Genomic DNA, 24,086 nt, shown 5'->3' on the forward strand with positions numbered 1-24,086 from the left:
TGGCAGCTGTGCGCAGGCTGATAAACCGGAGATACAGGAACCCGGCAGACCCGAAGGTCTCCCACGCACAGCCGCCATTGCACGAAATGAGGGGCGAAAAAAAACGCCTGCAAATCGGGTTTGGTGGCGCTTGTTGCGCCTGCATCTTGACGGGTTATCAGGCCCGGTCGCTGAATTGGCAGCGACGAATGGAAGGGTAGCGTGGTGATAGGGAGGGTGCAACTGGGAAACTGTGTCCTGGAAATAAATGCGTCCGCTTTTCTCCAGTAGGCAGCATTGGAGAAACACGCCTCCTAGAACGATGTGGCAGGTAATATCATGATTCGACTAGTTTGAACTTCGCAACCTGGAAAATTTATGACGAGTACCCTGAAGTATCAGATTCTTGCTGGGCTACCGGGCGAAGGGCCTCTTCCTTTGCAGTTCAGCGCTACCGGCCAAGGGCACCATAGTGAAGGATTCGTCATCAGGTTCTCGCCAGAGGCGAAGCCTTCTTGGGTGGGGAATTTTCAACCGGGTTTTTGCCGCTTCAGTTGTGTTCTGACGCTGGGTTCAACTTTTCATGTGATGATAGTTGCCGGTGGTCAGGGTTATATCGTGGACATTCGTAGCGGCTTTCTCTTGAAGCATTTCGGTGGCGATATCGAGTACTTGGTCAGCATTCCAGAATTAGACAGCATCCTTGTTTCAAATGGGGTGTGGCTCAGGCTTGTTAAAGGCGAGGCTGAGGTCTGGTGCTCTGAGCGCCTGTCTCTGGACGGGATTAGAAATATCCAAATCTCGCTCGCGGATGGGATCATTACAGGGGAGGGATGGTATGTAGACGATTGCTGGTATCCGTTCAAAGTCTGCATCTCCTCGGGTGAAGCTACGGGAGGAGTTTTCGAGTCGCTTGACTTCAGCTAAGTCCATTTCTGCGTTTCTGAATGATTAGCTACCGGCCGCTCTGGAAGCAGTTCGCGCCGAATCACCAAGCAGTAACACCGCCATAACTCAGCGATTCATCGCTCTGATCACTCTTTTTTTCCAGCGCCATTTTTACAATCTGTCACGTTGGGATAAGGCAGGCAGACCAGAATCATTTTACTCTTCGGTTCAAAGCCGATGCGATCAATGCCGGGAAGGTGATGATCTGGCTTTTTCGCAGCATATTAATCCTTCAAAGTTGGAATGACTGCGCGGTCCAATAGGCTATTTTGACCTACGCCCACTAGCCGGAAACAACCCTCGGATCACCCCAAGAAACGCCGCAAACAGATTGATTGAAGTCGCCGTAGTGATAGCAATCAACACATTGTCCGAGAACGGCGCTTTGCCCGAGTAATACGTCGACCACCCATTCCACACCAGTAAAACCGCCCAGAAGATCACACCACAAGCGGCAAACCAAAACGCCCGACCCGCATATTTCTTGCGCAGTTGCCTTTCGGCCTTCTGGTCTTTGAGGTTCTGGTTTCTTTCATCGTCGGTGCCTATGGCTTGCTCGCCACCGGCTTGGGTGTCCTGGTCAGGCCCTGCCGCGGGGGGCAGGGTGAGTTCCAGGTTGTCGAGTTCTTCACTCACGGATGCGGCTCTTTGGGTGAATGAGTGTTGCCATGTCTTCCCAGTCGATGGCGGAACCGTCGGCGCCCTTGAGGGCCCAGGCTGTGCCGTCCTCGTGGGAGAGGTTGGACAATTGGGTGCCAGACCACTTGCCGTATTTGTTGATGATCCGGTCAATCAAACGATGGGTGTAGGTGTCGCTCTCAGGCACTCTCGGTGTCACGAACACAATATCTTCGGCGTCGGGCTTCAGATTGCTGAGCAACGACGTCACCGGACGATTACCGTAGGATTTCAACTCATGGTAAAGCGACGGGATGACCGGACCATATTGCCAGCGGGCAAAGTGATCATCCATAAGGGGCTGATCCCGTTCGCGCAAATGCCAGGACTGCGTATAAAACAGCAGTTTTTGCAGCTTCATGGGCGTCAGGCCCGAAAGCTTGCCTTCCTTCGCACGTTCAATGAAGGCGTTAGCGACAGCTAGCGCTGAATAAGCCATGAGCACCTCCGTCTTTGCTGGCTACGTTGTCAAAGAGTTTTATACATAGGCCTTGAGTTGTCGACATGCAAGGTGTTGTCGTGCGGCAATATCAAGGTGGCGCAATAATAGAGTTCAAATAACTGGTTTCATATACAGTATTTTGTTTCGGGGTAATTGAAATTTGATGTTTAATGCATAAATATGCAAATTAGCATTTGCCAACCCCAAAAACTCCCGTCACTATCCGCGCTATGCAAAAACGCAACGTTTCTATCGTCTTAAGAGAATTGCTGGACCGCGACCGGATCTCCCCCACGGAGCTTCACCGACGCACTGGCGTGCCTCAATCCACACTGTCCCGGATCCTCAGCGGCAAGATCGTTGATCCGTCGGATAAACACATCTCCCGTATCGCCGAGTATTTTCGCGTGAGCACTGATTACCTGCGCGGGCGCGCAGCAGTGGGCGCTTTGCGCGATGACGGGCGCGACCCGATGCATTCGGAACTCAAGGACATAAGCCTGTGGGACGACGACACCCCCGTTAATGATGACGAGGTGTCGATCCCCTTTCTGCGCGAGGTTGAATTGGCTGCTGGATCAGGAAGATTCGTCATCGAGGAAAGCGAAAAGGCCAGCCTGCGGTTCGGCAAGCGCAGCCTGCGGCATAACGGTGTGCAGTTCGACCAGGCAAAGTGCGTGACGGTGCGCGGCAACAGTATGTTGCCGGTGTTGCGCGACGGGGCCACGGTAGGGGTGAATGCCGGCAAGAGCGGCATTGGCGACATCGTGGATGGCGACCTGTATGCCATCAATCACAACGGCCAGTTGCGGGTTAAACAGCTCTACCGCCTGCCTTCCGGGATTCGCCTGCGCAGCTTCAACCGTGATGAACACCCCGATGAGGACTACAGCTTCCAGGAGATCCAGGATGAGCAGATCAGTATCCTCGGTCATGTTTTCTGGTGGGGCATGTACGCCCGCTAACCTCCACGCGTAAGAAGAAACCCGCCCATGTGCGGGTTTTTTTTCGCCCCTAGAAAACCGGCCAAGCCCAAGCCCGCAAGGCTTCCAATGCATTCGTGCATTTTAAGGGCAAAAATAAATGCATCTGTGCATTGACTGTATATGCATACATGCATATTCTTCATCTCAAGCCAGCCAACAAGGCCTGGTGGAGGCGGCAAGGATGCTGCCAAGGAAGACAAGGAAGGCACGCAACATCGGCAAGGACGCCATCGAAGCGATGGCAGGGATGCCAGGCAACACCGGCAAGGATGCCGACGCTCTTTAGTTTCAACGCTTCAACAACAGGCAGCGATGAACCGGCCTTAACGGTTCAGAGGGTTGGCAACTGACCCGGGTGTGCAGCGTAAAGCACCAGAAGCAGTTATCCGGCAGACAGGGATCGTGGTCGGAAAAACATTGAGGAAAGGACCGTACCGCGCCAGTAGCGCCGAAAGTCCGAGGACATCATTACTGAAAAGCCCGGGCGACCGGGCTTTTTGGAATGCCTACCTATCCAAGCATTTGTAAATGAAATACGGACTATTTATTGCTCAGCCAGGAGGCGTGACATGACAAATGAACAGCAAGCGTTAGCGGAAATGCCTATCTGGCTGGTCATCATATTGGCGGTGATCGGCGGGGTGTCAGGTGAAATGTGGCGCGCCGATAAAGAAGGCGCACGTGGCTGGTCGCTGATCCGCCGATTGGCCCTGCGTTCCGGGGCGTGCATGGTCTGTGGGGTGTCGGCCCTGATGCTGTGCTACGCCGCCGGCATGTCGATCTGGACCGCCGGTGCCATTGGTTGCCTGACCGCCATGGCCGGTGCCGACGTGGCCATCGGCCTTTATGAGCGATGGGCGGCCAAGCGCATCGGGATCAACCAAGGCTCTGGCCAGGACCCGCACTAATCGTTGCAAGGACGCGACTTAAAATGACGTTTATCGAAAAGCCATCCCAACTGCCCCAAGCCATCGGCGCGGTGCTGCATGCGGCCTTCCCGGACATCAAGGTCGGCAGTCACCAAGACTTTCAAGGCGATGCTGAACAAACCGGCGTAATGGTCACGGTCGAAGGCAATGGCCCGGGCATTCGCTCTCGCGAGGGGCGCAAGGCCCACGTCCTGGCCATTTCACTTAGGGCCATGGTCGCCCCCGGTGCATTGCCGTTCGACGCCTGCGACCTGGCCAGCCAGCTCATGGACCTGGTGCTGGATAACCGTTGGTACCTGCCCCAGGCGCAGTGCGATTTGCCGGCGAATATCGTCGCGGCTCCCGCTGTGCGCACTTCCGTGGAAACGGGCTACGACACCTGGACGGTTTCCTTCACTCAAACCCTCTATCTAGGGCCGACGTTACTCGACGATCCCACAGGCCAACCGCTATTTGCCTGCACCTGGGACGTCTCCAACATCGACGACCCGGCCCAATACAAGCCACTGGCGGAGTAGCCCATGTTCGACGCGCTGTTACGCATGCAATTGGGACCGATCGTCGAACGCCTGGCCGAGATGGAGTCCCAGCTCGAGGACCTCTACCGCCGCGCCGAGAGCTTCTGTCGGATCGGTATTTGCCAGCAGGTTGATGCGGCCAGCAACACCTGCAAGGTCAGCCACGGTGACCTGCTCACCCCGGCGATCCGTTTTTTCAACCCCAGTGCCGGTGCACAAACCGAAACCCGCATCCCCACGGTGGGTGAGCAATGCCTGCTGCTCAACTACGGCGGAGGGGAGGGCGGTGTGCAATCCGTGGCTCTGTTCGGCCTTAACAGTGATCGCTTCCCGCCGGTCTCCAACGTGGCAACGCTGACTCGGCGCCGGCATCAAGACGGCACCCAAAGCGACTACGACGACGCCAGCCACACCTTCAACTGGGTCAATGGCCCTACCACCTTCAGCGGTTCCCGCGAACAGGTTGACGTCAAGGTCGGCGCCGCCAGCCTGACCCTCAGCGCCCAAGGCATCACCCTGCAAGTCGGCGGCACCAGCCTATTGCTGGATGCCGGCGGCGCGCACTTCAGCGGCCCGGTGGTGGACCATCAAGGACGCGTCATCAGCCCCCGATAAGGACACCCCATGCTCGGAATCGATAGGAACACCGGGGCGGCCGTCGACGACTGGCTGCAATTTGTGCAGCGCGCCACCCGAGCGCTGACCACCCCCATCGGAACGCGGCAAAAGCGCCCGTTGTACGGCTCGCTGATCCCGCAGTTGCTCGGCCAGAACCTCGGCGACGACCTGTTGATCCTCGCCCAGAGCCACGCCGCGCAGGCCTTCTACAACACCCACAACGGTATCGGCGACTTCGACCCTCAGGTCATCGTCGCCACCCGCCAAGGCGCCGGCCTGCTGCTGCGGTTTGCCGGCACCTGGAAAAACCGCCAACAATCCTTCGAGGTCGTGACATGAGCATGCTGATCCCCGGCCAGAACCAACTGGCGGAACCGACCATCATCAAGGTCGATGAGTTCGAACCGTTGCTGGCCGAATTCAAAGCGTTTGTCATCGACTATGTCGCCACCCGCGCACCGCAAAGCGCGGCCAAACTCCAGGTCAGCCTCGACAACGAAAGCGAACTGCTGACCCTGGCTCTGGAAGCCTTTTGCGTGCGCCTGCAAACCCATGAGCGCAAATACAACGCCCGCATCAAGCAGATGCTGGCGTGGTGGGCCACCGGCAGCAACCTGGATGCGCGTCTGGCCGATATGGGCCTGGAACGCCAAGTACTCGACCCCGGCGACCCGGCCGCGTTCCCGCCGGTGCCGCCCACCTTGGAAAGCGACGACGACGCCCGCCTGCGTTACTACCTGGCGCCCCACGCCCCAGCGGCGGGCTCGCGCATGCAGTATCGCCGTGAAGTGTTCACCTTGGGCGAGCGCCCAGCAGTGAAAGTGCAAAGTGCGACGCCCGGTGTGGTCACGGTCACCTACACCTTCGACCCCGACGGTTACGCGGCCCAGGTCAAGGACGGCAACGCTCGCCGCACCGCACCGGGTGAAGTCATGGTCACCGTGCTTTCCAGGGAAGGCGACGGCACGCCATCTGCCGACTTGCTTGACGGTGTACGTCGACATTTCGCACGGCCGGATGTACGGCCCGAAACCGACCTGGTCAGCGTCCAGGGCGCGCAGATTCAACCCTACAAAATTCGCGTGGTGGCCAAGATCAACGCCGGCCCGGACTCGGGGCTGACCCAAGTGGCCGCGCAGAAACTGCTGCAAGACTACGCCGAGTCCTGCCACCGTCTGGAAGGGCGGGTGGACCCCAGCTGGATCGACTACGCCATCCACAGTGCCGGCGCTGCGCAATTGCACATCCTGGAACCGTTGGCGCCGATTGCCAGCACCGCGTTCCAGGCCCCGTATTGCACGGGTGTCGAGGTGGAGGTGCGCACGCTATGAGTGAACCCAACGCAAGTTTGCTGCCGGCCAACAGCTCACCGCTGGAAAAGGCCCTGGACCTGGGCTTCGGCACATTGCTTGAGCGCGTCACTCCGCCGTTTCCGGCGCTGATGAACCCGCTGCACACCCCCAGCGAATTCCTGCCTTACCTGGCCGCAGACCGTGGCGTCAGCGAGTGGGATGCCGAGGCCAGCGAGGCGGAAAAACGCCTGACCGTGGCCTTGTCCTGGCAGATCCAGCGCCAGGCCGGCACACCCAAGGCACTGAGCCATGCGGTGGAGTCATTGGGCTTCACGCCCAATATCAGCGCCTGGTACCAGCAACGTCCGCTGGGCGTGCCTTACACCTTCGACGTGCAGGCGATCATCGGACGCAGTTGGTCCAGCGGCGACCACAACCGGCTGATCCGGCGTATCAATGCGGCCAAGAGTGAGCGCGATCAGGCGACGATCACCATCGTGCATGAGACCGAAGGCCAGCTCGCGCTCACGCAAGTGCTCGACGCGCCTTTAAGCGACGGTGAGTTCTACCTGAACGGCGCGTTGCCGGAATTGTCGCTGGTAGCTCGGCTCAACAGTGCCGGGGTTGCCCAGCACTACACCATTAACGATTACGACCTCAGGGCGCAGCCATGACAGATGAAATCACGCGCCTGGTGCGCTTCACCTCCAAAGGTTTGGATGAAGTGCTGCAGGCAAAGAACCAGGGCCTCAAAGGCGAAATCACCCACATCGGCGCCGGCACCGGCCGCTACAACCCCGACGGCACGGAAGTGGCCTTGCGTGACGAGCGCCAACGGGTGGCCATCGTCGATTACGAAGACCTGGGCGAGCGCCAACTCAGGATGGCCGCGCTGTTTGACGGCGACGGCGAGTATGAGATTGGCGAGTTCGGGTTTTACCTCGCCAGCGGCACCTTGCTGGCGGTGTATTCCGTGGCGGGTAAGTTGCTGACGTATAAAGCGGCGGCGGCGCGGGTGCTGCAGAAGTTTACGCTGGATGTTTCGCCGTTGCCGGCGGATAGCGTGACGATTGTGGTGGGGAATGACAATTTGAATGTGCTATTGACTGATGAAATTGCGGCCTTATCGGCCGCGAGCATAGACAATATGGCACGCGGTGTAGGGGTTCTATTTCGGGTGATGGAAGTCGAAAAGAAATAGGGCGTTTTTAATTGAATTTACATAACGCTCACCAAGCGTTTAGGAGCATCCATTTGAGTACTGAACAGCAACTTGCTGCCGTCGTTAGTGCGGCAAACAACTTGACTAATATAATTACCGGAAAAGTCGGAGAAATTGACAAGGCGATAGCCGATGCCCGCTTGGCGTATGACGCACAATTGGCGGAGTTGAAAAATAGACTCCCAAGGTTAGCGGTCACCAAGAACTTCAATCTTTCCCCCAACGCCGACGGAACACTGATTGAAAATTGGGGGATTCATGCTGAAGTGACGCCCACTAAGCTGCGAACTATCACCCCTGTTTCTCAAGCGGCCGGACGCCCGCAAGCTGATGTAGATTTCATGCTCCAAGTGCAGGCAGATGTGCGTGAACAATATCCAAGCTTTGAAATCAGGGCGAGCGACTATTGGCGCACGTTTGTATATCTGTGGCAAATGAAGTGGTCGGTGTCAGACGTTAGTCCTTGGCTTGCGTTCCCATACACGGTCGATATGGCGCTCGCGAATGGCTCTGGTGCAGTCCCGCAGAACTCCTACCTGACGGTAGGCGCCTTCGTGCGTCTTTTGGAAGGTAACGTATCGGGTGCATGGAGTAATGGTGTTGAGAAAGGCAAATGGCGCTGGTGTTCCAGTGTTATTTCTCCTACTGAACTGTTTGGGAGTTATTACCATCTGCACCCGATGCGCACCTCATCCACTGGCGTTGTTGAGGTGATGCTGGCAGGGGCTTGCACAGGCGTTGTAACCAACCCAGGTGATTGGGGAACGATGTTGGCTCTAGGCTGAGGAGAAAATATGAAACCGCTATTTGTACCTGCTGAACTGCATCCGATTATCAAGTGGGAAATGATCCGTAAGGCAAGGGATCAAGACTTGTCGGCGAGTGATTATGCTGCAATGCCAGACTATCCGATGCTCGAAAGCCATAAGCTTATCTTCGCTGAGTATCGTCAAAAACTGCGTGATATTCCAGATCAGGGAGAAGATCCAGACGCAGTGCTCTGGCCATCCAAACCCGATTTTCTGAAATAACTGATTACCGCGAAAGCAGTTTTTTTTCGCCTCCCCAAAGCCCCTCCCCGCAGGGGCTTTTTGCATTTTCCCACCCGGAGATTTCCACCCATGCCCACCTGCCAAACCTACACCGTCCTCATCCCATTCCCCATCGGCAACGGCCATTGGTCCACCGCTGGCGAGGAGCTGGAACTGCTCGACGTCGAAGCATCCGCCCTGCGCACCGCTGGCCGTCTGGAACTGACCAGCGTCCTCAACTCCACCCCCAAGAAGGCTGAATAACCATGGCAGAAGTCCTGAACTTCGAGCACAACGGCATCACTGTGAATGCCACTGAATCCCCCGAGGCCATGGGTGGCCTTGGCGATAACGTCATTGGCCTGGTCGGCACTGCGCCGAATGCCCACGCGTCGATCCCCAAAAACGCGCCGTTTCGCATCAACAGCTTCACCACCCAGGCGCTGCTGGACCCTACCGGCACTGAGTCGGGCACCTTGTTCCAGGCGGTGTACCAGATCCTCAAAGTGGTCAAGGTGCCGGTCTATGTAGTCATCGTCGAAGAGGGCGCTACCCCGGCCGACACGATCAACAATGTGATCGGCGGCAACGACCCGGTCACCGGTCGCAAGCTGGGCCTGGCTGCCCTGAGCAGCGTCCCTGAAGACCTGACCATCATCGGCGCTCCAGGCTTCACGGGCACCAAAGCCGTAGCCGGTGAGTTCGCCTCGTTCGGCAAACGCATCAAGGCCCGTGTGGTGCTCGATGGCAAGGACGCGTCGGTGGCCGACCAAGTGACCTACAGCGGCGAGCTGGGCGGTGCCGACCTGGGCTTCGACCGTTGCCTGCTGGTGCACAACATGCCGTCGGTGTACTCCAAGGCTGCGAAGAAGAATGTGTTCCTGTCGCCATCCTCGCTGGCCATCGCCGCACTGGCCAAGGTCAAGCAGTGGGAAAGCCCGGGTAATCAGGTGACCTTCGCCGAGGACGTTTCTCGCGTGGTCGAGTACAACATCCTCGACACCTCCACCGAAGGCGACCTGCTCAACCGATACGGCGTGAGCTACTACGCCCGCACCATCCTCGGCGGCTTCTCCCTGCTGGGTAACCGCTCCATCACCGGCAAGTTCATCAGCTACGTCGGCCTGGAAGATGCCATCAGCCGCAAGCTGGTCAAGGCCGGCCAGAAAGCCATGGCCAAGAACCTCACCAAGTCCTTCATGGACCAGGAGGTCAAGCGCATCAACGATTGGCTGCAAACCCTGGTGGCCGACGAAACCATTCCCGGCGGCAGCGTGTACCTGCACCCGGAACTGAACAGCGTCGAGAAGTACAAGAACGGTACCTGGTTCATCGTCATCGACTACGGCCGCTACGCGCCGAACGAACACATGGTTTATCAACTCAACGCCCGCGATGAAATCATCGAGCAGTTCCTGGAGGACGTTCTCTAATGTTTACCAACCGAGTCAGACAGGCCATTGCGGCCACCCTTCAAGGCCTGCCGTTGTCCGCAACCGTAGAAGAGTTCACCCCGCCGAAGATCGAGTTCGACATGGAAGCCATGTCCGGCGGGCGCTTTATTGCCGAGGAAATGGCCAAGAGCGGCAAGGTGCTCAATGCCAAGCTGGTGCTGCAAGGTGCCGGCCCGGAAATCATGCTGGCCCTGGGCGTGCGCATGGGCGACGACATTTTGCTGAACGTGCGTGAAGCCGGTCAGGACCAGGACGGCAAGACCTACTTCACCTACCACACCGTCGGCGGCAAGCTCAAATCCCTGGAGGAGGCGAAGCTGAAAATGGGCGACAAGGCCACCACCACGCTGGAGCTGTCCTGCCGTACCTACAACCGTCTGGAAAATGGCATTTCGGTGATCGACATCGATGTACGCACCCAGAAGTTTGTGCTCAACGGCGTCGACATTCTTGGCGATGCGCGCCGTGCCGTGCTGATGCCTTAAAGATGACTGCTATCTAAGGCGGGCACGATCAATGTGGGAGCTGGCTTGCCTGCGATGCAGGCGACTCGGTGTATCTGGTGTATCGAGTGGATGCTATCGCAGGCAAGCCAGCTCCCACACGGACCGCGCGCAGATTTAGATTTGCGGTGCTTTTCAACACTGCTCAACAAGGAATTGCCCCATGGCCTGGATGCCACCGTTGCACATCCTGCTGTCCCCGATCACCGCCGATACCGGTGCGACGATCCAGCAGGTTCAGCTCAAACCGTTGTTCTACGCCGCGCAAAAAGACGCGCTGGCCCGGGCCGGTGATGACGAGGACGACCAGTTCTTCGAACTGGCGAAACTCGCCACCGGCCTGTCGGAAAAAGAGCTCGACCAACTCAAGCGCCCGGACTACGTAAGCATTGCTCAATACGTACACGAAATGTCGACGCGGCCGGCTTCGTTCTTTTTGAATGAGCACGAAGCGACGCCCCACGATCAGCCTGTCCCTCTGCTCTTGCCCCTGGAAGCCGCTGGCCGAACCCTCACCGAACTGCCCCTGGAAATGCCGGCCCTGCGCGCCACCAAGGTGATGAAAAAACTCGCCACCAACAAAGAGCGCGCCGAGTTCATCACCGCCCATTGCACCGGCCTGATGATCCCCGACCTGGCCGGTTTGACCGTGCCCGACTGGACCGAACTGCAGGAGCGTATCGACGATTTTTTAAATCAACCGGCGGCCTTCTTTCGCAGCGCGACATCGAAGTAATCCTCGATGTGGTGCCGCTGATCTACTCGGTCAATGAGGCGGAGATCCTCGACTGGGACGCCGGAAAAGCATTGCGCCGCTACGACATTGCGATCACTCGCCTTGGCGTCAAACAGGAGTAAGCGAGATGCAGGACAATTATTCGCTCGCCTATGCCGTCGCCAGGAATGGCCGGGATGCGTTCGGCAGTACAGACGGCGCACATGACGCCGATATCCTCAGCCCTGGCGCGTTGTCGGTTGGCAGCTCAACCCCGTCAACAGATTTGGCTGCCTTGTCCGGAACCGTTGCCGCACTCACCAGCGCAACGCTCAAACTTGATGAGCTCGCACTGTCGCTCGGCTCATTGCGTGAGGGTGTGGATTCTCTCGACACGGCGCTGTCGTCGCTGAGGGCAATTGAGGTGCGTTCACCCAAGCTGGGTGAGCAGGCAGAATCGAAGACAGTGTCTGAATCCGCTTCGACTACCTCAGAGAATTTGCGCCATACCCGCGAGGCCATGACGCTGGGCACCGCGCAGATAATCGACCTGGCAAGTGCGCTGCAGCATTCAGGCAGCCAACTGAAGTTTGATAAAACCGCAACGTCGGAAAAGTCGATCAAGGTGCTGCGCGAGGAGTCCAGCGAAAGCGGCAAACGTTTCTCTACGACCCTGGATGCCACGCCGGTATTGGGCGAAGCGCTTTGGCTGAAAGCCAAGACGGGCCTGATGGACAGCGCCAGTGACGTGGCTAAAGATTCACCGGCTCTGGCTGGCGCGATTAAAACGGCTGGAGCTATTACGCCGGTGTTTTCCAGCTTTTTTTCAAGTGTGGGAGACACGATAAAAAACCGCGTTGCTGGCAACGTGGTTGATGCGACGCTGGGTAAGCTTCCCGGCGTTGGCAAGCTGTTCAAGGATGGCGGTTCTGCGAAAGATAAATCGTGCTGTTGTGCGACGGCCACTCAGCACCCTATCGAAAGTCCTCGTTCGCGCTCGCAGGGCTCGCGCGGGAAAAAGAGCCCTCGTCAGTCGAAGTCGCAAAAAAAGCAGAGCTCTTACAACACTCAGCGCTCTCAGATCAGGCAGCAAAAACAGCCGCTAGTGCCCAAGACAGGCTCGACCAAACGATCGCCTGCCAGCAAAAAAGGCGGCGTATTTGCCAGGCTGATAACCAGCCTCGAACGTGATGCAAAGGCATTGTTACCAGCGCCGTTCTTAGGCTTCGATGAGGGGCGGGCGGTTCAAAGGTTACAACCGCGTGCGGTCGCGGCGAACCGTCCAAGCAAGAGCAGATCTTCAGGCCAGTCGACAGCGAGCAGAGGCCCTGGGCTGATCGAGGCAGTAGAGCGCAAGCTTATCCCCATGTCTTCCGAAGGCCGGGTAACTGCTGCTGCGCCCCATACTCGCCATTTCAGTCGTGAGGCTTTGCCTGGCCCGCTGAAGATGCCTTCCAACCCGCTGGGAACAGTGAGCAAATTGGGAGTGGCCGGTGCTCGCCGCCTTGGCCCGATGAGGTACGCCGACACTGCTTTGGATGTGATTCAGGGCGTACGCAACGGGGATGCCAAGGCAGTCGGGACTGGCCTGAGCACCGCCGGTGGCGCCTGGGCCGGAGCGTCCGCTGGCGCCGCGCTCGGTACCCTGGTTTTCCCCGGTGTCGGCACCGCAATCGGCGGCGCCATCGGTGGCCTGCTGGGCAGCGAGGCGGGCAGTTGGCTGGGTGACAAGGTGTTTGGCGCAAATGATCGCCTACCGGCGCCCAACGCGCTGAGCAAGGAACTCAACAGTGCCCGTACCGACAATGTCCAGGTCACGCTCTCACCGAGCATCCAGATTACCGGCGTTAACCCGGCGGATGCCCAGCAAGTCGTCAATCAAGTGATCCAGGCCCTGCAGTTCCAATGCGTGCCGATGGTCACTGATTCCCTGGGCATTCGACGCAACGCGGCATTGGCCGATCCAGGAGGTGATTGATGCGACAACAAATGGTACTGGGCGACTTTATTTTCGGGTTATCCCGAGGGTTCGCCTATTCCACACTGACCCGCAACAGCGATGGCGGTTGGAGCGACCTGGCGATTATCGCCAGCAAACCCCAGTCGCGGCAGAACGGCCAGAAGCTGGAAAAACTCACGTTCAGCGGCACAGCCATGCGCGCCACTGGCATGCAGCGCCTGGACGAATTGCGCGCTTTGCAAAATGCGCGAGCGCCGTTGCCGCTGGTGGATGGCATCGGCCGCAACTGGGGCCTGTGGCGTATCAACTCGGTAGTGGAAGCCCAAAGCAATGTGATCGATGACGGCACCGCCATGGTCATGAACTGGACCCTTGAGCTGGAGGAATTCGTCAATGCGTAGAGTACGAAGTATTGCCGGTGATTCGGTCAACCTGTTGCTTTACCGCGAATTGGGCCGTTGCGATGACACCGCCGAAGAAACCCTTTGGCGCTTGAACCCCGAACTCGCCGAATACGGCCCGGTACTGCCAGCCGGTGTCTGGGTGATCGTGCCTGAGATACAAGCACGACCGGCTGCCATGCGGCCCGTTCTGGCCTGGGATTGAGGAGGCTGCATGGCACAGGGATTTACGCCGATCGTGGAGTTCTACGGCGCCAACGCGGCGCTGCTCAATCAACGCCTGATGCACTGGAGCCACACCGACGCTGCAGGCATCGAGACCGATCGACTGGAACTGACCCTTAATATCGAAGGGTTGGAAGGCTTGCCCAGCCTCAGTGGCAAGATCGGCCTGCGCGTCGGATATAAGGAAACGGGGCTGGTGGAAAAAGGCGAATTTGTGATCACTCAGCGAACCCCGGTGCTGTTTCCGATGCGCCTGATGATCGTCGCCACCGCCGCGCCCTTCAGCGTGGTGGATAAAAGCGGCTACCGCCAGCGCCGTTCCGCCAGCCATGGGCCGACCACCTTGGGCGCCTTGTTTCGCCAACTGGTCAGCCGTCATGGTTTTTCACCGCGTGTGGCACCGACGTTGGACGGTATTGCGATTGAGCATATCGATCAGTCAAACGAAAGCGACATGGCCTTCATCACCCGCCTGGCCAAGCGTTACAACGCGGTCACCAAGCCGTTCAACGAACTCTATGTGCTGGCCGAAGCGGGGCAAGCCAAATCACTCACCGGCCAGCTATTGCCCGAAGTGAAGCTGTCCGTGACACACGACAACCGCCCGGGAAACCAGGCCTTTATCACCGCCAAACTTGATGAAAAATCACGCTCCAAATACATGGGCAGCCGCGTCAGATGGTGGGACGCCGCCGCCGGCAAGCAGCGCGTGGTCCAGGTCGGGATTGCCCCGTTCAAGACCTTGCGCCAGCCCTGCCAGAACGAAGCCGAAGCCCGTGCCGTGGCCGAAGGCGAACTGCGTCGCGTGGGCCGTGAAGGCTTGAAGTTACAGATCGATTGCCCAGGTAACCCGTTGCTGGCGGCCGAAGGGTTGCTGATGCTGGATGACACCTGGCCTGTGTACATGCAGGGGCGCTGGTCGATCACCAAGGTGACCCACGTTGGTGATCCAGCGACGGGATATCGCAGTTCGATCATCGCTGGTGGTTTGGCGGAACAGGCCTGACGCGCATTGTTCAGACCCGCTTAAGCCCCCCAACAACGTACTTATAGGAAAGAGGTCTGTTCCATGTATACGATTGACTACAACGCGTATCGCACTCTTAAACCCTACGGCAAACGCGTACGCTTCTTAGTGTTGCATTACACTGCCCAGGATTTTTCTGAGTCGATAAAGTCTCTGACCACCGGCGCTGCAAGTGCTCATTATCTGATCCCGGATCCAACAGATTCGAGCTACATTGCCGCGGGTCACAAAGGGCAGAAAATTTTCAACTTGGTGGCGGAAGAGGACCGTGCGTGGCATGCGGGCGTTAGCCAGTGGGCCGGACGCTCAGGCTTGAATGATACCTCTATCGGTATCGAGATCGTCAATCAGGCCACGGATGTCGACGGTGTATTCACGTTCCCCGACTACGAGGCTTCACAAATCCTAGCCCTCAAGCAATTGGCGATTAATATTCTGCAACGTTACCCGGACATGACGCCGAAAAACGTGATCGCCCATTCAGATATTGCAGTCGGTCGCAAATCAGACCCGGGTCCGAAGCTTCCCTGGAAAGAACTTGCTGAGGCCGGTATTGGCGCTTGGTACGACGACTCAATCAAACACAAATACCTTCGGCGGTTCAATTGCCAAATGCCTGGGCGAGAGCAAGTGGTCGAGGCTTTTGCCAGCTATGGCTACGGCATTGATGCGCCCGCCTCTGATGTGTTCTTTAGTGCGTTGGTACGTGCTTTTCAACTGCACTTTCGCCCTGAAAACTATAACGGTGTGCTTGATGCAGAAACGTGCGCGATTTTGTATGCACTGAATGAAAAATACGCTTGAGTCGTGTGTCATTTAACACTCGACTTCAGGGAGGAGGGCTGCATGGTTGTGTCTGAGCAACAGCTAATTAAAGTGTTACCAAGCTCCCGCCTTAAAGCGGGAGTTTTCATTTCGGTCTTAAACACGGCCATGTCTCGTTACCAAATCACCACACCCCAGCGCACTGCCGCATTCCTTGCCCAAGTGGGCCATGAGTCGGGTCAGTTGTTCTATGTCCGCGAACTGGGCAGTGATCAATACCTGAGCAAATACGACACAGGCACCTTGGCGGCGCGCCTGGGCAACACCCCAGAAGCGGACGGTGATGGGCAAATGTATCGGGGCAGGGGGCTGATCCAGATAACCGGGCGTCGCAATTACATGGCGTGCAGCCAAGCGCTGTTCGGTGACGATCGCCTGCTGCGACAACCAAAATTGTTGGAGCAGCCACAATGGGCCTGCGAATCCGCAGCCTGGTTCTGGCAAAGCAACGGCCTCAACGAGCTCGCCGACAAAGGCCAGTTCACCACCATCACCCGCCGCATCAACGGCGGCCTCAATGGCCTGGACGCCCGTTTGCAATTGTGGGCGCGGGCGAAGGCGGTGCTATGCGTTTCCTAGGCGCGTTTGGCTTGATCGGTGTGTGTCTGCTCATGGCGCTTGTGTGGCAGGTGCAGGCATGGCGATACGGGGCGCAGTTGGAGCTGCAATCAGTCCGACATGCACAGGCGCTCAGCCAGCAAAACCAGGCAATCCTCGACCAGCAACAGGCCGAACAGACCAAACGCCAGGCCCTTGAACAACAGCTCTCTACTAGTGACCATCAATACATTCAGGAATTGAACGATGCCCAACGCAACCAAGCGGCTCTGCGCGATCGCCTGGCCACTGCTGATGTGCGGCTGTCAGTCCTTCTCGCCACCGTCGCCAGTGGCTGCACAGTGCCAGCCGCCCCCAGCGCCGGCGGCGTGGTTCATGCAGCCTCGCGAGCCCGACTTGACCCGGCGCATGCTCAGCGAATTATCCGCATCACCGACGACGGCGATAACGCCCTGATCGCCTTGCGTGCTTGCCAGGCCTACGTGCAGGCCGTCGCGCATTAGTCTCTTGATGCACTCTGTGTCTTGCATGGTCGATAGGCTCCTGTAGGGTAGGCAAACCCCCGCCCATTCTTGGAGACGACCGTGAAGGAAATCACTCAACTGGCTGCCGAACTGGGGCGCCGTTTGCAGGTGCTCAGTGCCCACGTCACCACTGCCGAGTCCTGTACCGGCGGCGGTATTGCCGAAGCCATCACGCGGATCCCGGGCAGTTCGGCCTGGTTCGAGGCGGGCTATGTCACTTATTCCAACCGGCAGAAGACCCGGCAACTGAATGTGCCGGAAAAGCTGTTTGCCAAAGTCGGGGCCGTCAGCCAGGAAGTGGTGGAAGCGATGGCCCGCGGCGCGCAGGAAAAAAGCCTGGCGCGGTTTGCCGTGGCGGTCAGTGGGGTCGCGGGCCCCGATGGCGGCTCGCCGGACAAGCCGGTGGGTACCGTTTGGCTGGCCTTTGCCGTGGGCGACGAAATTACGGCCGAGCTTGCGCACTTCCCCGGCAACCGCGACGAGGTCCGCCGACAAACGGTAAAAGCCGCGCTGGAGGGCTTGTTGCGACGAGCTGCAGCAGAAATAGACAATCAGGGGTAGGCGATCACCGATCTTTGTGGAACAATACTGTCTACTTATACAGGTGTTGGCCGTCAGGCCTTATTGATTACGTGAGGACTTTAATGGACGACAACAAGAAGAAAGCCTTGGCTGCGGCCCTGGGTCAGATCGAACGTCAATTCGGCAAGGGTGCCGTAATGCGTATGGGCGATCACGACCGTCAGGCGATCCCGGCTATTTCCACTGGCTCTCTGGGTCTGGACATCGCACTCGGCATTGGCGGCCTGCCAAAAGGCCGTATCGTTGAAATCTACGGTCCTGAATCTTCCGGTAAAACCACCCTGACCCTGTCGGTGATTGCCCAGGCGCAGAAAATGGGCGCCACCTGTGCGTTCGTTGATGCCGAGCACGCCCTGGATCCTGAGTACGCCGGCAAGCTGGGCGTCAACGTCGATGACCTGCTGGTTTCCCAGCCGGACACCGGCGAGCAAGCCCTGGAAATCACCGACATGCTGGTGCGCTCCAACGCCATCGACGTGATCGTGGTCGACTCCGTGGCGGCCCTGGTGCCCAAGGCTGAAATCGAAGGCGAAATGGGCGACATGCACGTGGGCCTGCAAGCCCGCCTGATGTCCCAGGCGCTGCGTAAAATCACCGGTAACATCAAGAACGCCAATTGCCTGGTGATCTTCATCAACCAGATCCGTATGAAGATCGGCGTGATGTTCGGCAGCCCGGAAACCACCACCGGTGGTAACGCGCTGAAGTTCTACGCCTCTGTCCGTCTGGATATCCGCCGTACCGGCGCGGTGAAGGAAGGCGACGAGGTTGTTGGTAGCGAAACCCGCGTCAAGGTTGTGAAGAACAAGGTAGCGCCGCCATTCCGTCAGGCAGAGTTCCAGATTCTCTACGGTAAGGGTATTTACCTGAACGGCGAGATGATCGACCTGGGCGTACTGCACGGTTTCGTCGAGAAGTCCGGTGCCTGGTATGCCTACAACGGCAGCAAGATCGGTCAGGGTAAGGCCAACTCGGCCAAGTTCCTGGCGGATAACCCGGATATCGCTGCCACGCTTGAGAAGCAGATCCGCGACAAGCTGCTGACTGCCGCGCCAGATGTAAAAGCGGCTGCCAACCGTGAGCCGGTTGAAGAAGTGGAAGAAGCCGACACTGACATCTGAAGCAAACGATGACTGTTGTACTTGATACACTCGTCGCCGTTCGGCGCACTGCGATGGACCTGCTCGCTCGCCGCGAGCATGGTCGAGTCGAGCTGACACGTAAGCTGCGTCAGCGCGGCGCAGAGCCTGAGATGATCGAAACAGCCCTCGACCGGTTGACGGAAGAAGGGCTGTTGTCGGAAGCCCGTTACCTTGAAAGTTTTGTGTCTTACCGCGCACGTTCCGGTTACGGCCCTGCGCGGATTCGTGAAGAACTGAGCCAACGTGGCCTGCAACGTGCCGATATCGACCTCGCGCTACGTGAGTGCGGTATCAGTTGGCAGTCGCAATTGGAGGAAACCTGGCGTCGCAAGTTTGCGGGCCACCTTCCAATTGATGCCAGGGAGCGTGCGAAGCAAGGTCGTTTCTTGAGTTATCGCGGGTTTTCGATGGACATGATCAGCCGCTTATTGAGCGGTCGGGATATGGACGACTGAACGCCAAAAAAACAAAAGGCCCACTATGAAAATAGTGGGCCTTTTTTTTCGCCTGTAAAAAATCACGCTGTCTCTGGCGTCATCCGTTGCTGCGCCTTGCCCTGAGCCTGTGCCCAGTTCTCCGGCAGGTTGATGTAATCCACCAACTCCCGCAGCCGCCCCTGATCGCGACCGTTGAAATTGAACACCAGGCGCGTCAAATGGCTGAATCTCGGTTCGTCATGGTCTTCGCCGGTATAGGCGAGTTGCTGGAACTCGCCACTGAGCCGCAGGCTGGCAAACGCTTGTTGCATATGGGCCAGGGCGCGCTCACTCAGCGGATGATTCATGCGCACTACGAACTCACGCTTAAGCCAACGGGTGGAGTGGAAGTTGGCGTAGAACTGGTTGATTTCGTCCACGGCCTCTTCGGCGCTGTACACCAGGCGGACCAGTTTGAGGTCGGTGGGCAGGATATAGCGATTGGCTTCCAACTGGCCGCGGATGAAGTCCAGGGCGCCTTGCCAGAACCCACCGCCCGGCGCATCCAGTAGCACGACCGGCACCAGCGGGCTTTTGCCGGTTTGGATCAGGGTCAGCACTTCCAATGCCTCGTCGAGGGTGCCGAAACCGCCAGGGCACAACACCAGCGCGTCGGCTTCTTTGACGAAGAACAGCTTGCGGGTGAAGAAGAAGTGGAATGACAGCAGGTTTTCGGTGCCATCAATGGTCGGGTTGGCGTGCTGTTCAAAGGGCAGGGTGATATTGAACCCCAGGCTGTGCTCTAGGCCCGCGCCTTCGTGGGCTGCGGCCATGATGCCGCCACCGCCGCCGGTGATGACCATCAGGTCGGAACGTGCGAGCGCGGCACCCACTTCTCGGGCCAGCGCATACAAGGGGCTTTCCACTGGTGTACGCGCCGAGCCGAATACCGTGACTTTGCGCCGGCCCTTGAACTGTTCGAGAACGCGAAAGGCATGGTCCAATTCGCGGATGGCGCGCAGGGTGATTTTGGCGTTCCAGCGGTCACGGTCGTCCTGGGCCATGCGCAGGACGGTGAGGATCATGTCTCGATAAAGAGGGATATTCGGACTGTTGGGAGCGATCAACTGAATTTGTGCGTCGACCTGCTGAGTAAGGTCGGTCCCGTTTTCTTCAAAATGACGAAGCAGCAAATCATTCGATTCATAAGGCATTCAATTTCTCCTTTCTTTACAGGGCCTGGTAGTCGACGAGAACGTCGCTTGGGCCACGACACTGCTTGTGTCGCGGCATGCCGCAGGAGGGCAGGCCTTTTTTGTCCTGAAAATATGACAGAGCAGCATTAAAAACTGTGGTGGGCGGGTAGCCGGGCTAAACGGATGATGGGCCGAAAAACCCTTGGCTGGCAACCGCTTATTGGTGGCTCATTACGCAGTTCAGTCGCAGGCAGCAAACGCAGCACGGGCGTGCGCGCCGCTGGACAGCGGCGCCGGAGGGGCAAGCAGAGGTTACTTTTTCTTCTTCGCCGGAGCCGGGCAATCGGACTCTGCAAACTTGACCGAAGCCACCGGGCGATTGGTCTTGTTCTCGGTGATTTCATAGCGCATCACTGCGCCCTTGGCCATCAGCTCGCGATAGCCTGGGTTGGTGCACACACTGCGCCCCAGCTGGAAATACACAGCCTTGGGGTTGGCGCGCATCTGTTCGGCACGGTCAGGCAGCACGCTGAGGTGATCGATCAACTGCATGCCTTCAACGGTGTAGGCGACTTCCAGGGTTTTTTCATCGATTTCCCGGGGCAGGTCCTTGTTGCTTTCGGCCGCGACGCTTTGCAGCTTCTTGTTCATTTGAGCCTCCAGCAGCGAGGCCGCATGGGCGCCCATAGGCAAGACCAGCGCAAGGGCGACGGATGGGGCAACAAGGCGCAGCATGGAACGCAGCATGAAACTCTCCTGATTCGGTTACTGGTGCATAGACCAGCCACTGGGCTGTGCGTTCAGTGGCGCGCAATTATAGGTGAGCCCTTGCCACTACAGCCAGGCGTATCGCTGGTAAACTGCGGGACTTCTGTTTTTCACGAGTTTGTTCCGTGTCGATTTCCTTTTCTTCGCCGCGTGCCCGATGAGCCACGCCGTCTCCCGTTTGCGTACCCAGCGTCTGGCGCGTGCCGTCAGGCCGTTTCTCAATCGGGGTTCGCGTGCTGAACGCTGTCCCGGCTGTCGGGTCATTCCTGAATACTGCCTATGTGCCTGGCGGCCGCAGGTAGAAGCCAAGTCCGCCATGTGCCTGTTGATGCATGACGTAGAGCCGATGAAACCCAGCAACACGGGCTGGCTGATCGCCGATGTCATACACGACACCACCGCGTTCGCCTGGTCGCGTACCGAAGTCGACCCCGAGCTGCTCAGGTTGCTGGCCGACTCGCAGTGGCAACCGTATATCGTATTTCCCGGCGAATTCGTGGCGCCGCAACGGGTGGTCAGTGAAGTGTGCGTGGATGTGGGCAAGCGCCCGCTGTTCATTCTGCTGGACGGTACCTGGAGCGAAGCGCGCAAGATGTTTCGCAAAAGCCCCTACCTGGAACATTTACCCGTGCTGAGCCTGGCGCCCGAGCAGCTGTCGCGTTACAAGCTACGGCGCTCTAAGCGTGATGACCATTTCTGCACCGCCGAGGTGGCGGCGCTGTGCCTGGAGCTGGCTGATGACCTGGGCGCCAGCGAAGTGCTGGATGCCTACCTCGATGTGTTCAGCACCCACTACCTGGCTGCCAAGTTCCAACTGCCATTGGATGCTGCGGACGCCGTGCATACGCGCCTCGCACCCTACATCCCGGCGGGATAACCAGACGACGTTTGCATGATGGCACTGTAAGCCCGCAACCCGCTAAAATCCCCACGGGCGTAGTGCTTGACCCTCCAGGCTACGCTGGGCATGCTGTGCGCCGATTGGGTGCAACCGTGAATTATCGACGTCGTTTCATGTGTTTTTGACGTTGAGCGGGCCCTGTGGCGATCGCTGCCTGGCCGTCGCCTCGTGTATTGGTGAACCCTGAACCCATCAGGGCTCCCATAAAAAACAGGATCATTTAACCAATGGCCACATACGAAATCCTGATTGCCGATGACCACCCGCTGTTTCGCAGCGCGCTGCATCAGGCCGTAACCCTGGGCCTTGGCCCCGATGTACGTCTGGTCGAAGTGGCCAGCATTGCCGAACTGGAAGCCCGCCTCACCGAAAAATCCGACTGGGACCTGGTATTGCTCGACCTGAACATGCCGGGTGCCTACGGTTTCTCCGGGTTGGTGCTGTTGCGTGGGCAATATCCGCAAATACCGGTGGTGATGGTGTCGGCCCAGGAAGAAGCCGATGTGGTGGTGCGTTCCAAAGAGTTTGGCGCCAGCGGTTTCATTCCCAAGTCCAGCGCGATGGAAGATATCCAGAAAGCCGTGCGTACGGTGTTGGACGGCGATGTGTCCTGGCCACCCCAGGCGTTTGAACAAATCAATGTGTCCGATGAAGCCAAGGCCGCCCGCGATGGCCTGGCCAGCTTGACGCCCCAGCAGTTCCGGGTATTGACCATGGTTTGCGAAGGGTTGTTGAACAAGCAGATTGCCTACGAGTTGAGTGTGTCCGAAGCGACCATCAAGGCCCACGTTACGGCGATTTTCCGTAAGTTAGGCGTGCGTACGCGCACCCAGGCGGCGTTGCTGCTGCAGCAACTTGAGTCTATCTCGCAACATTAAGTTACAGCCGCTTCACGCTTTTTTGACTTTGCGTGATCTAGCTTCCCCACTTCTTTGGTTCAGTTGCCTACATCTATGTCGCCTTTCAAGGGTCAAACCGGTATCAAACGTATCTTCAACGCAGGGGGCTATTCCCTGGATGGCCTGCGTGCAGCTTTCACTGGCGAGGCGGCATTCCGCCAGTTGGTATTGTTGAACGTCATCCTGATCCCCCTGAGCTTTTTCCTGCAGGTCAGCCGGGTTGAACGGGCGCTGCTGATTGCAGTGTGTTTGTTGGCGCTGATCGTTGAATTGCTCAACTCAGCGGTAGAAGCGGCCATTGACCGTATCTCCCTGGACCGCCACCCGCTGTCGAAGAACGCCAAGGACATGGGTAGTGCCGCGCAGTTCGTGGCACTGACCATGATCACCCTGGTATGGGCCGTGATCCTGATCTGACGATCACGCGATACTCGGCAGCACGATCTCGTCGCTGCGCTGCACCCCAGCGGTGAAGGCGCGGCACAGTTCGAGAAACTCGCGCATCGCCGAGGTCTGGTACTTCTGCTTGTGCCAGATGAAGTAGAACTGCCGGGCCAGGTCCAGGTCCGGGGTTTCCACCGGCACCAGGCTGCCACGGCGGAAGGCATCGCGCAGCGCCAGCCGCGAAATGCAGCCAATCCCCAAGCCTGACTCCACGGCCCGCTTGATTGCCTCCGTGTGTTCCAGTTCCAGGCGGATATTGAGTGCGCTGCGGTGATGACGCATGGCCTGGTCGAAGGTCAGGCGCGTGCCCGAGCCTTGTTCCCGCAGGATCCACGCTTCGTGGGTCAATTCGTCCATGGTTGCCACGCCGCGCTTGGCCAAATGATGCTGAGGGGCGCAAAACACCACCAGCTCATCTTCTACCCAGGTTTGCACCTCGATATCCGGATGGCTGCAGTCGCCTTCGATTAGACCCAGGTCAATTTCGTAATGGGCAACCTGATGCACGATATGCGCAGTGTTCTGCACATGCAGCTTTACCTGGCTCTCGGGGTGTTGCTGCATGAAGCTGCCAATCAACAGCGTCGCCAGGTAATTGCCGATGGTCAGCGTGGCGCCGACCGCAAGGGAGCCGAAGCCGGACTTGCCGTTGAGCAGGTCTTCGATCTCCTTGGCCTGGTCCAGCAGCGCAACGGCCTGGGGCAACAGTTGGTGACCGAGGGCGTTGAGGCTCAGGCGTTTACCGGCGCGGTCGAATAATTGGCAGCTGGATTGACGCTCCAGCTCGGTGATTGAGGTGCTGGCGGCGGATTGAGATAAGGCCAGAAGGCCAGCAGCGCGCGAGACGCTTTCCTGCTGGGCGACGGCGACGAAAACTTGCAGTTGACGGAGAGTAAATCGCAT

General features: G+C 58.2%; 33 protein-coding genes. 28 read left to right on the forward strand and 5 right to left on the reverse strand.

Annotated elements, in window-relative coordinates; all coding sequences use genetic code 11:
• The first annotated feature begins 357 nt into the window (after positions 1-357).
• On the forward strand, positions 358-906 hold the full coding sequence (locus E1K68_RS06640) for a hypothetical protein (protein ID WP_212613894.1): 549 nt from the start codon (positions 358-360) through the stop codon (positions 904-906).
• Between the two features lie 285 nt (positions 907-1,191).
• Here E1K68_RS06640 and E1K68_RS06645 read toward each other — a convergent pair whose 3' ends face one another.
• Together E1K68_RS06645 and E1K68_RS06650 are read right to left on the reverse strand one after the other, a co-directional pair.
• Complete coding sequence (locus tag E1K68_RS06645; protein WP_032893301.1) at positions 1,192-1,563, reverse strand: hypothetical protein; 372 nt, start codon at positions 1,561-1,563, stop codon at positions 1,192-1,194.
• The gene (locus E1K68_RS06650) at positions 1,556-2,044 is read right to left on the reverse strand and encodes a type II toxin-antitoxin system antitoxin SocA domain-containing protein (protein ID WP_003189004.1); all 489 of its coding nucleotides are present in this window, start codon (positions 2,042-2,044) and stop codon (positions 1,556-1,558) included. Before E1K68_RS06650 ends, E1K68_RS06645 begins: the two co-directional genes overlap by 8 nt.
• Positions 2,045-2,268: 224 nt before the next feature.
• Between E1K68_RS06650 and E1K68_RS06655 the strand changes: the two genes are divergently transcribed.
• The 24 genes from E1K68_RS06655 to recX all read left to right on the forward strand — a co-directional run bounded on the left by E1K68_RS06655 (position 2,269) and on the right by recX (position 19,014).
• Positions 2,269-3,012, forward strand: a complete 744-nt coding sequence (locus E1K68_RS06655) for an XRE family transcriptional regulator (protein ID WP_169855582.1) — start codon at positions 2,269-2,271, stop codon at positions 3,010-3,012.
• A gap of 590 nt (positions 3,013-3,602) precedes the next feature.
• Entirely contained in the window at positions 3,603-3,941 is a 339-nt protein-coding gene (locus E1K68_RS06660; protein ID WP_032893298.1) for a phage holin family protein, read from the forward strand.
• 23 nt (positions 3,942-3,964) lie between these two features.
• Positions 3,965-4,480, forward strand: a complete 516-nt coding sequence (locus E1K68_RS06665) for a hypothetical protein (protein ID WP_212613895.1) — start codon at positions 3,965-3,967, stop codon at positions 4,478-4,480.
• Positions 4,481-4,483: 3 nt separating this feature from the next.
• A complete protein-coding gene (locus E1K68_RS06670) occupies positions 4,484-5,095 on the forward strand; it encodes a phage baseplate assembly protein V (RefSeq protein WP_169855383.1) in 612 nt (203 codons plus the stop codon).
• Between the two features lie 9 nt (positions 5,096-5,104).
• Positions 5,105-5,437: a phage baseplate protein gene (locus E1K68_RS06675; RefSeq protein ID WP_044272184.1), complete on the forward strand. Its 333-nt coding sequence runs from the start codon at positions 5,105-5,107 to the stop codon at positions 5,435-5,437.
• Complete coding sequence (locus E1K68_RS06680; RefSeq protein ID WP_212613896.1) at positions 5,434-6,429, forward strand: baseplate J/gp47 family protein; 996 nt, start codon at positions 5,434-5,436, stop codon at positions 6,427-6,429. Before E1K68_RS06675 ends, E1K68_RS06680 begins: the two co-directional genes overlap by 4 nt.
• Positions 6,426-7,064, forward strand: coding sequence for a phage tail protein I (locus E1K68_RS06685; RefSeq protein WP_212613897.1), 639 nt, complete (start codon positions 6,426-6,428; stop codon positions 7,062-7,064). The genes E1K68_RS06680 and E1K68_RS06685 overlap by 4 nt, the downstream gene beginning before the upstream one ends.
• Positions 7,061-7,591 carry a tail fiber protein gene (locus E1K68_RS06690; RefSeq protein ID WP_014717163.1) on the forward strand — a complete coding sequence of 177 codons (531 nt, stop codon included), beginning with the start codon at positions 7,061-7,063 and terminating at the stop codon, positions 7,589-7,591. The genes E1K68_RS06685 and E1K68_RS06690 overlap by 4 nt, the downstream gene beginning before the upstream one ends.
• A gap of 53 nt (positions 7,592-7,644) precedes the next feature.
• A complete protein-coding gene (locus E1K68_RS06695) occupies positions 7,645-8,397 on the forward strand; it encodes a hypothetical protein (protein WP_034135802.1) in 753 nt (250 codons plus the stop codon).
• A gap of 9 nt (positions 8,398-8,406) precedes the next feature.
• A complete protein-coding gene (locus E1K68_RS06700; protein ID WP_034135801.1) occupies positions 8,407-8,643 on the forward strand; it encodes a tail fiber assembly protein in 237 nt (78 codons plus the stop codon).
• 90 nt (positions 8,644-8,733) lie between these two features.
• Positions 8,734-8,907 carry a hypothetical protein gene (locus tag E1K68_RS06705; RefSeq protein WP_212613898.1) on the forward strand — a complete coding sequence of 58 codons (174 nt, stop codon included), beginning with the start codon at positions 8,734-8,736 and terminating at the stop codon, positions 8,905-8,907.
• Positions 8,908-8,909: 2 nt separating this feature from the next.
• Complete coding sequence (locus E1K68_RS06710) at positions 8,910-10,076, forward strand: tail protein (protein ID WP_032877508.1); 1,167 nt, start codon at positions 8,910-8,912, stop codon at positions 10,074-10,076.
• A complete protein-coding gene (locus E1K68_RS06715; protein ID WP_003189025.1) occupies positions 10,076-10,582 on the forward strand; it encodes a phage major tail tube protein in 507 nt (168 codons plus the stop codon). The genes E1K68_RS06710 and E1K68_RS06715 overlap by 1 nt, the downstream gene beginning before the upstream one ends.
• A 181-nt stretch (positions 10,583-10,763) precedes the next feature.
• Positions 10,764-11,336 (forward strand): phage tail assembly protein, encoded by a 573-nt coding sequence (locus E1K68_RS06720; protein ID WP_003189027.1) that lies wholly within the window; start codon positions 10,764-10,766, stop codon positions 11,334-11,336.
• Positions 11,337-11,463: 127 nt separating this feature from the next.
• The gene (locus tag E1K68_RS06725) at positions 11,464-13,293 is read left to right on the forward strand and encodes a phage tail tape measure protein (RefSeq protein WP_137204980.1); all 1,830 of its coding nucleotides are present in this window, start codon (positions 11,464-11,466) and stop codon (positions 13,291-13,293) included.
• Positions 13,293-13,676: a phage tail protein gene (locus E1K68_RS06730; RefSeq protein WP_003189031.1), complete on the forward strand. Its 384-nt coding sequence runs from the start codon at positions 13,293-13,295 to the stop codon at positions 13,674-13,676. Before E1K68_RS06725 ends, E1K68_RS06730 begins: the two co-directional genes overlap by 1 nt.
• Positions 13,669-13,881, forward strand: coding sequence for a tail protein X (locus E1K68_RS06735; RefSeq protein ID WP_003189032.1), 213 nt, complete (start codon positions 13,669-13,671; stop codon positions 13,879-13,881). The genes E1K68_RS06730 and E1K68_RS06735 overlap by 8 nt, the downstream gene beginning before the upstream one ends.
• A gap of 9 nt (positions 13,882-13,890) precedes the next feature.
• Positions 13,891-14,907, forward strand: coding sequence for a contractile injection system protein, VgrG/Pvc8 family (locus tag E1K68_RS06740; protein ID WP_212613899.1), 1,017 nt, complete (start codon positions 13,891-13,893; stop codon positions 14,905-14,907).
• A 63-nt stretch (positions 14,908-14,970) separates the two neighbouring features.
• Positions 14,971-15,732, forward strand: a complete 762-nt coding sequence (locus E1K68_RS06745; RefSeq protein ID WP_003189035.1) for an N-acetylmuramoyl-L-alanine amidase — start codon at positions 14,971-14,973, stop codon at positions 15,730-15,732.
• Between the two features lie 42 nt (positions 15,733-15,774).
• Positions 15,775-16,332, forward strand: coding sequence for a glycoside hydrolase family 19 protein (locus E1K68_RS06750; protein WP_003189037.1), 558 nt, complete (start codon positions 15,775-15,777; stop codon positions 16,330-16,332).
• Positions 16,320-16,814, forward strand: a complete 495-nt coding sequence (locus E1K68_RS06755) for a lysis system i-spanin subunit Rz (protein WP_034135795.1) — start codon at positions 16,320-16,322, stop codon at positions 16,812-16,814. The genes E1K68_RS06750 and E1K68_RS06755 overlap by 13 nt, the downstream gene beginning before the upstream one ends.
• Positions 16,815-16,895: 81 nt before the next feature.
• Positions 16,896-17,396, forward strand: coding sequence for a CinA family protein (locus E1K68_RS06760; protein WP_003189041.1), 501 nt, complete (start codon positions 16,896-16,898; stop codon positions 17,394-17,396).
• An 83-nt stretch (positions 17,397-17,479) separates the two neighbouring features.
• Positions 17,480-18,538, forward strand: coding sequence for a recombinase RecA (gene recA, locus E1K68_RS06765; protein WP_003189042.1), 1,059 nt, complete (start codon positions 17,480-17,482; stop codon positions 18,536-18,538).
• 8 nt (positions 18,539-18,546) lie between these two features.
• Complete coding sequence (gene recX / locus E1K68_RS06770; protein ID WP_003189043.1) at positions 18,547-19,014, forward strand: recombination regulator RecX; 468 nt, start codon at positions 18,547-18,549, stop codon at positions 19,012-19,014.
• A gap of 62 nt (positions 19,015-19,076) precedes the next feature.
• Here the strand turns inward: recX and E1K68_RS06775 are convergent, their stop codons facing one another.
• Entirely contained in the window at positions 19,077-20,189 is a 1,113-nt protein-coding gene (locus E1K68_RS06775) for a TIGR00730 family Rossman fold protein (protein WP_003189046.1), read from the reverse strand.
• 294 nt (positions 20,190-20,483) lie between these two features.
• The gene (locus tag E1K68_RS06780) at positions 20,484-20,918 is read right to left on the reverse strand and encodes a PA3611 family quorum-sensing-regulated virulence factor (RefSeq protein ID WP_003189047.1); all 435 of its coding nucleotides are present in this window, start codon (positions 20,916-20,918) and stop codon (positions 20,484-20,486) included.
• 178 nt (positions 20,919-21,096) lie between these two features.
• On the opposite strand from E1K68_RS06780, the gene E1K68_RS06785 reads away from it, so the two are divergent.
• The 3 genes from E1K68_RS06785 to E1K68_RS06795 all read left to right on the forward strand — a co-directional run bounded on the left by E1K68_RS06785 (position 21,097) and on the right by E1K68_RS06795 (position 23,156).
• Complete coding sequence (locus tag E1K68_RS06785) at positions 21,097-21,816, forward strand: tRNA-uridine aminocarboxypropyltransferase (RefSeq protein ID WP_034135794.1); 720 nt, start codon at positions 21,097-21,099, stop codon at positions 21,814-21,816.
• A gap of 251 nt (positions 21,817-22,067) precedes the next feature.
• The gene (gene erdR, locus E1K68_RS06790) at positions 22,068-22,718 is read left to right on the forward strand and encodes a response regulator transcription factor ErdR (RefSeq protein ID WP_071488746.1); all 651 of its coding nucleotides are present in this window, start codon (positions 22,068-22,070) and stop codon (positions 22,716-22,718) included.
• A 75-nt stretch (positions 22,719-22,793) separates the two neighbouring features.
• Complete coding sequence (locus E1K68_RS06795) at positions 22,794-23,156, forward strand: diacylglycerol kinase (RefSeq protein WP_003189051.1); 363 nt, start codon at positions 22,794-22,796, stop codon at positions 23,154-23,156.
• A gap of 3 nt (positions 23,157-23,159) precedes the next feature.
• On the opposite strand, the gene E1K68_RS06800 is transcribed toward E1K68_RS06795, so the two are convergent.
• Positions 23,160-24,086, reverse strand: a complete 927-nt coding sequence (locus E1K68_RS06800) for a LysR family transcriptional regulator (RefSeq protein WP_003189054.1) — start codon at positions 24,084-24,086, stop codon at positions 23,160-23,162.

Origin of the sequence: Pseudomonas sp. B2021 (assembly GCF_018135665.1) — a bacterium.
In the GTDB taxonomy this organism is placed as follows: Bacteria; Pseudomonadota; Gammaproteobacteria; order Pseudomonadales; family Pseudomonadaceae; genus Aquipseudomonas; species Aquipseudomonas lactis.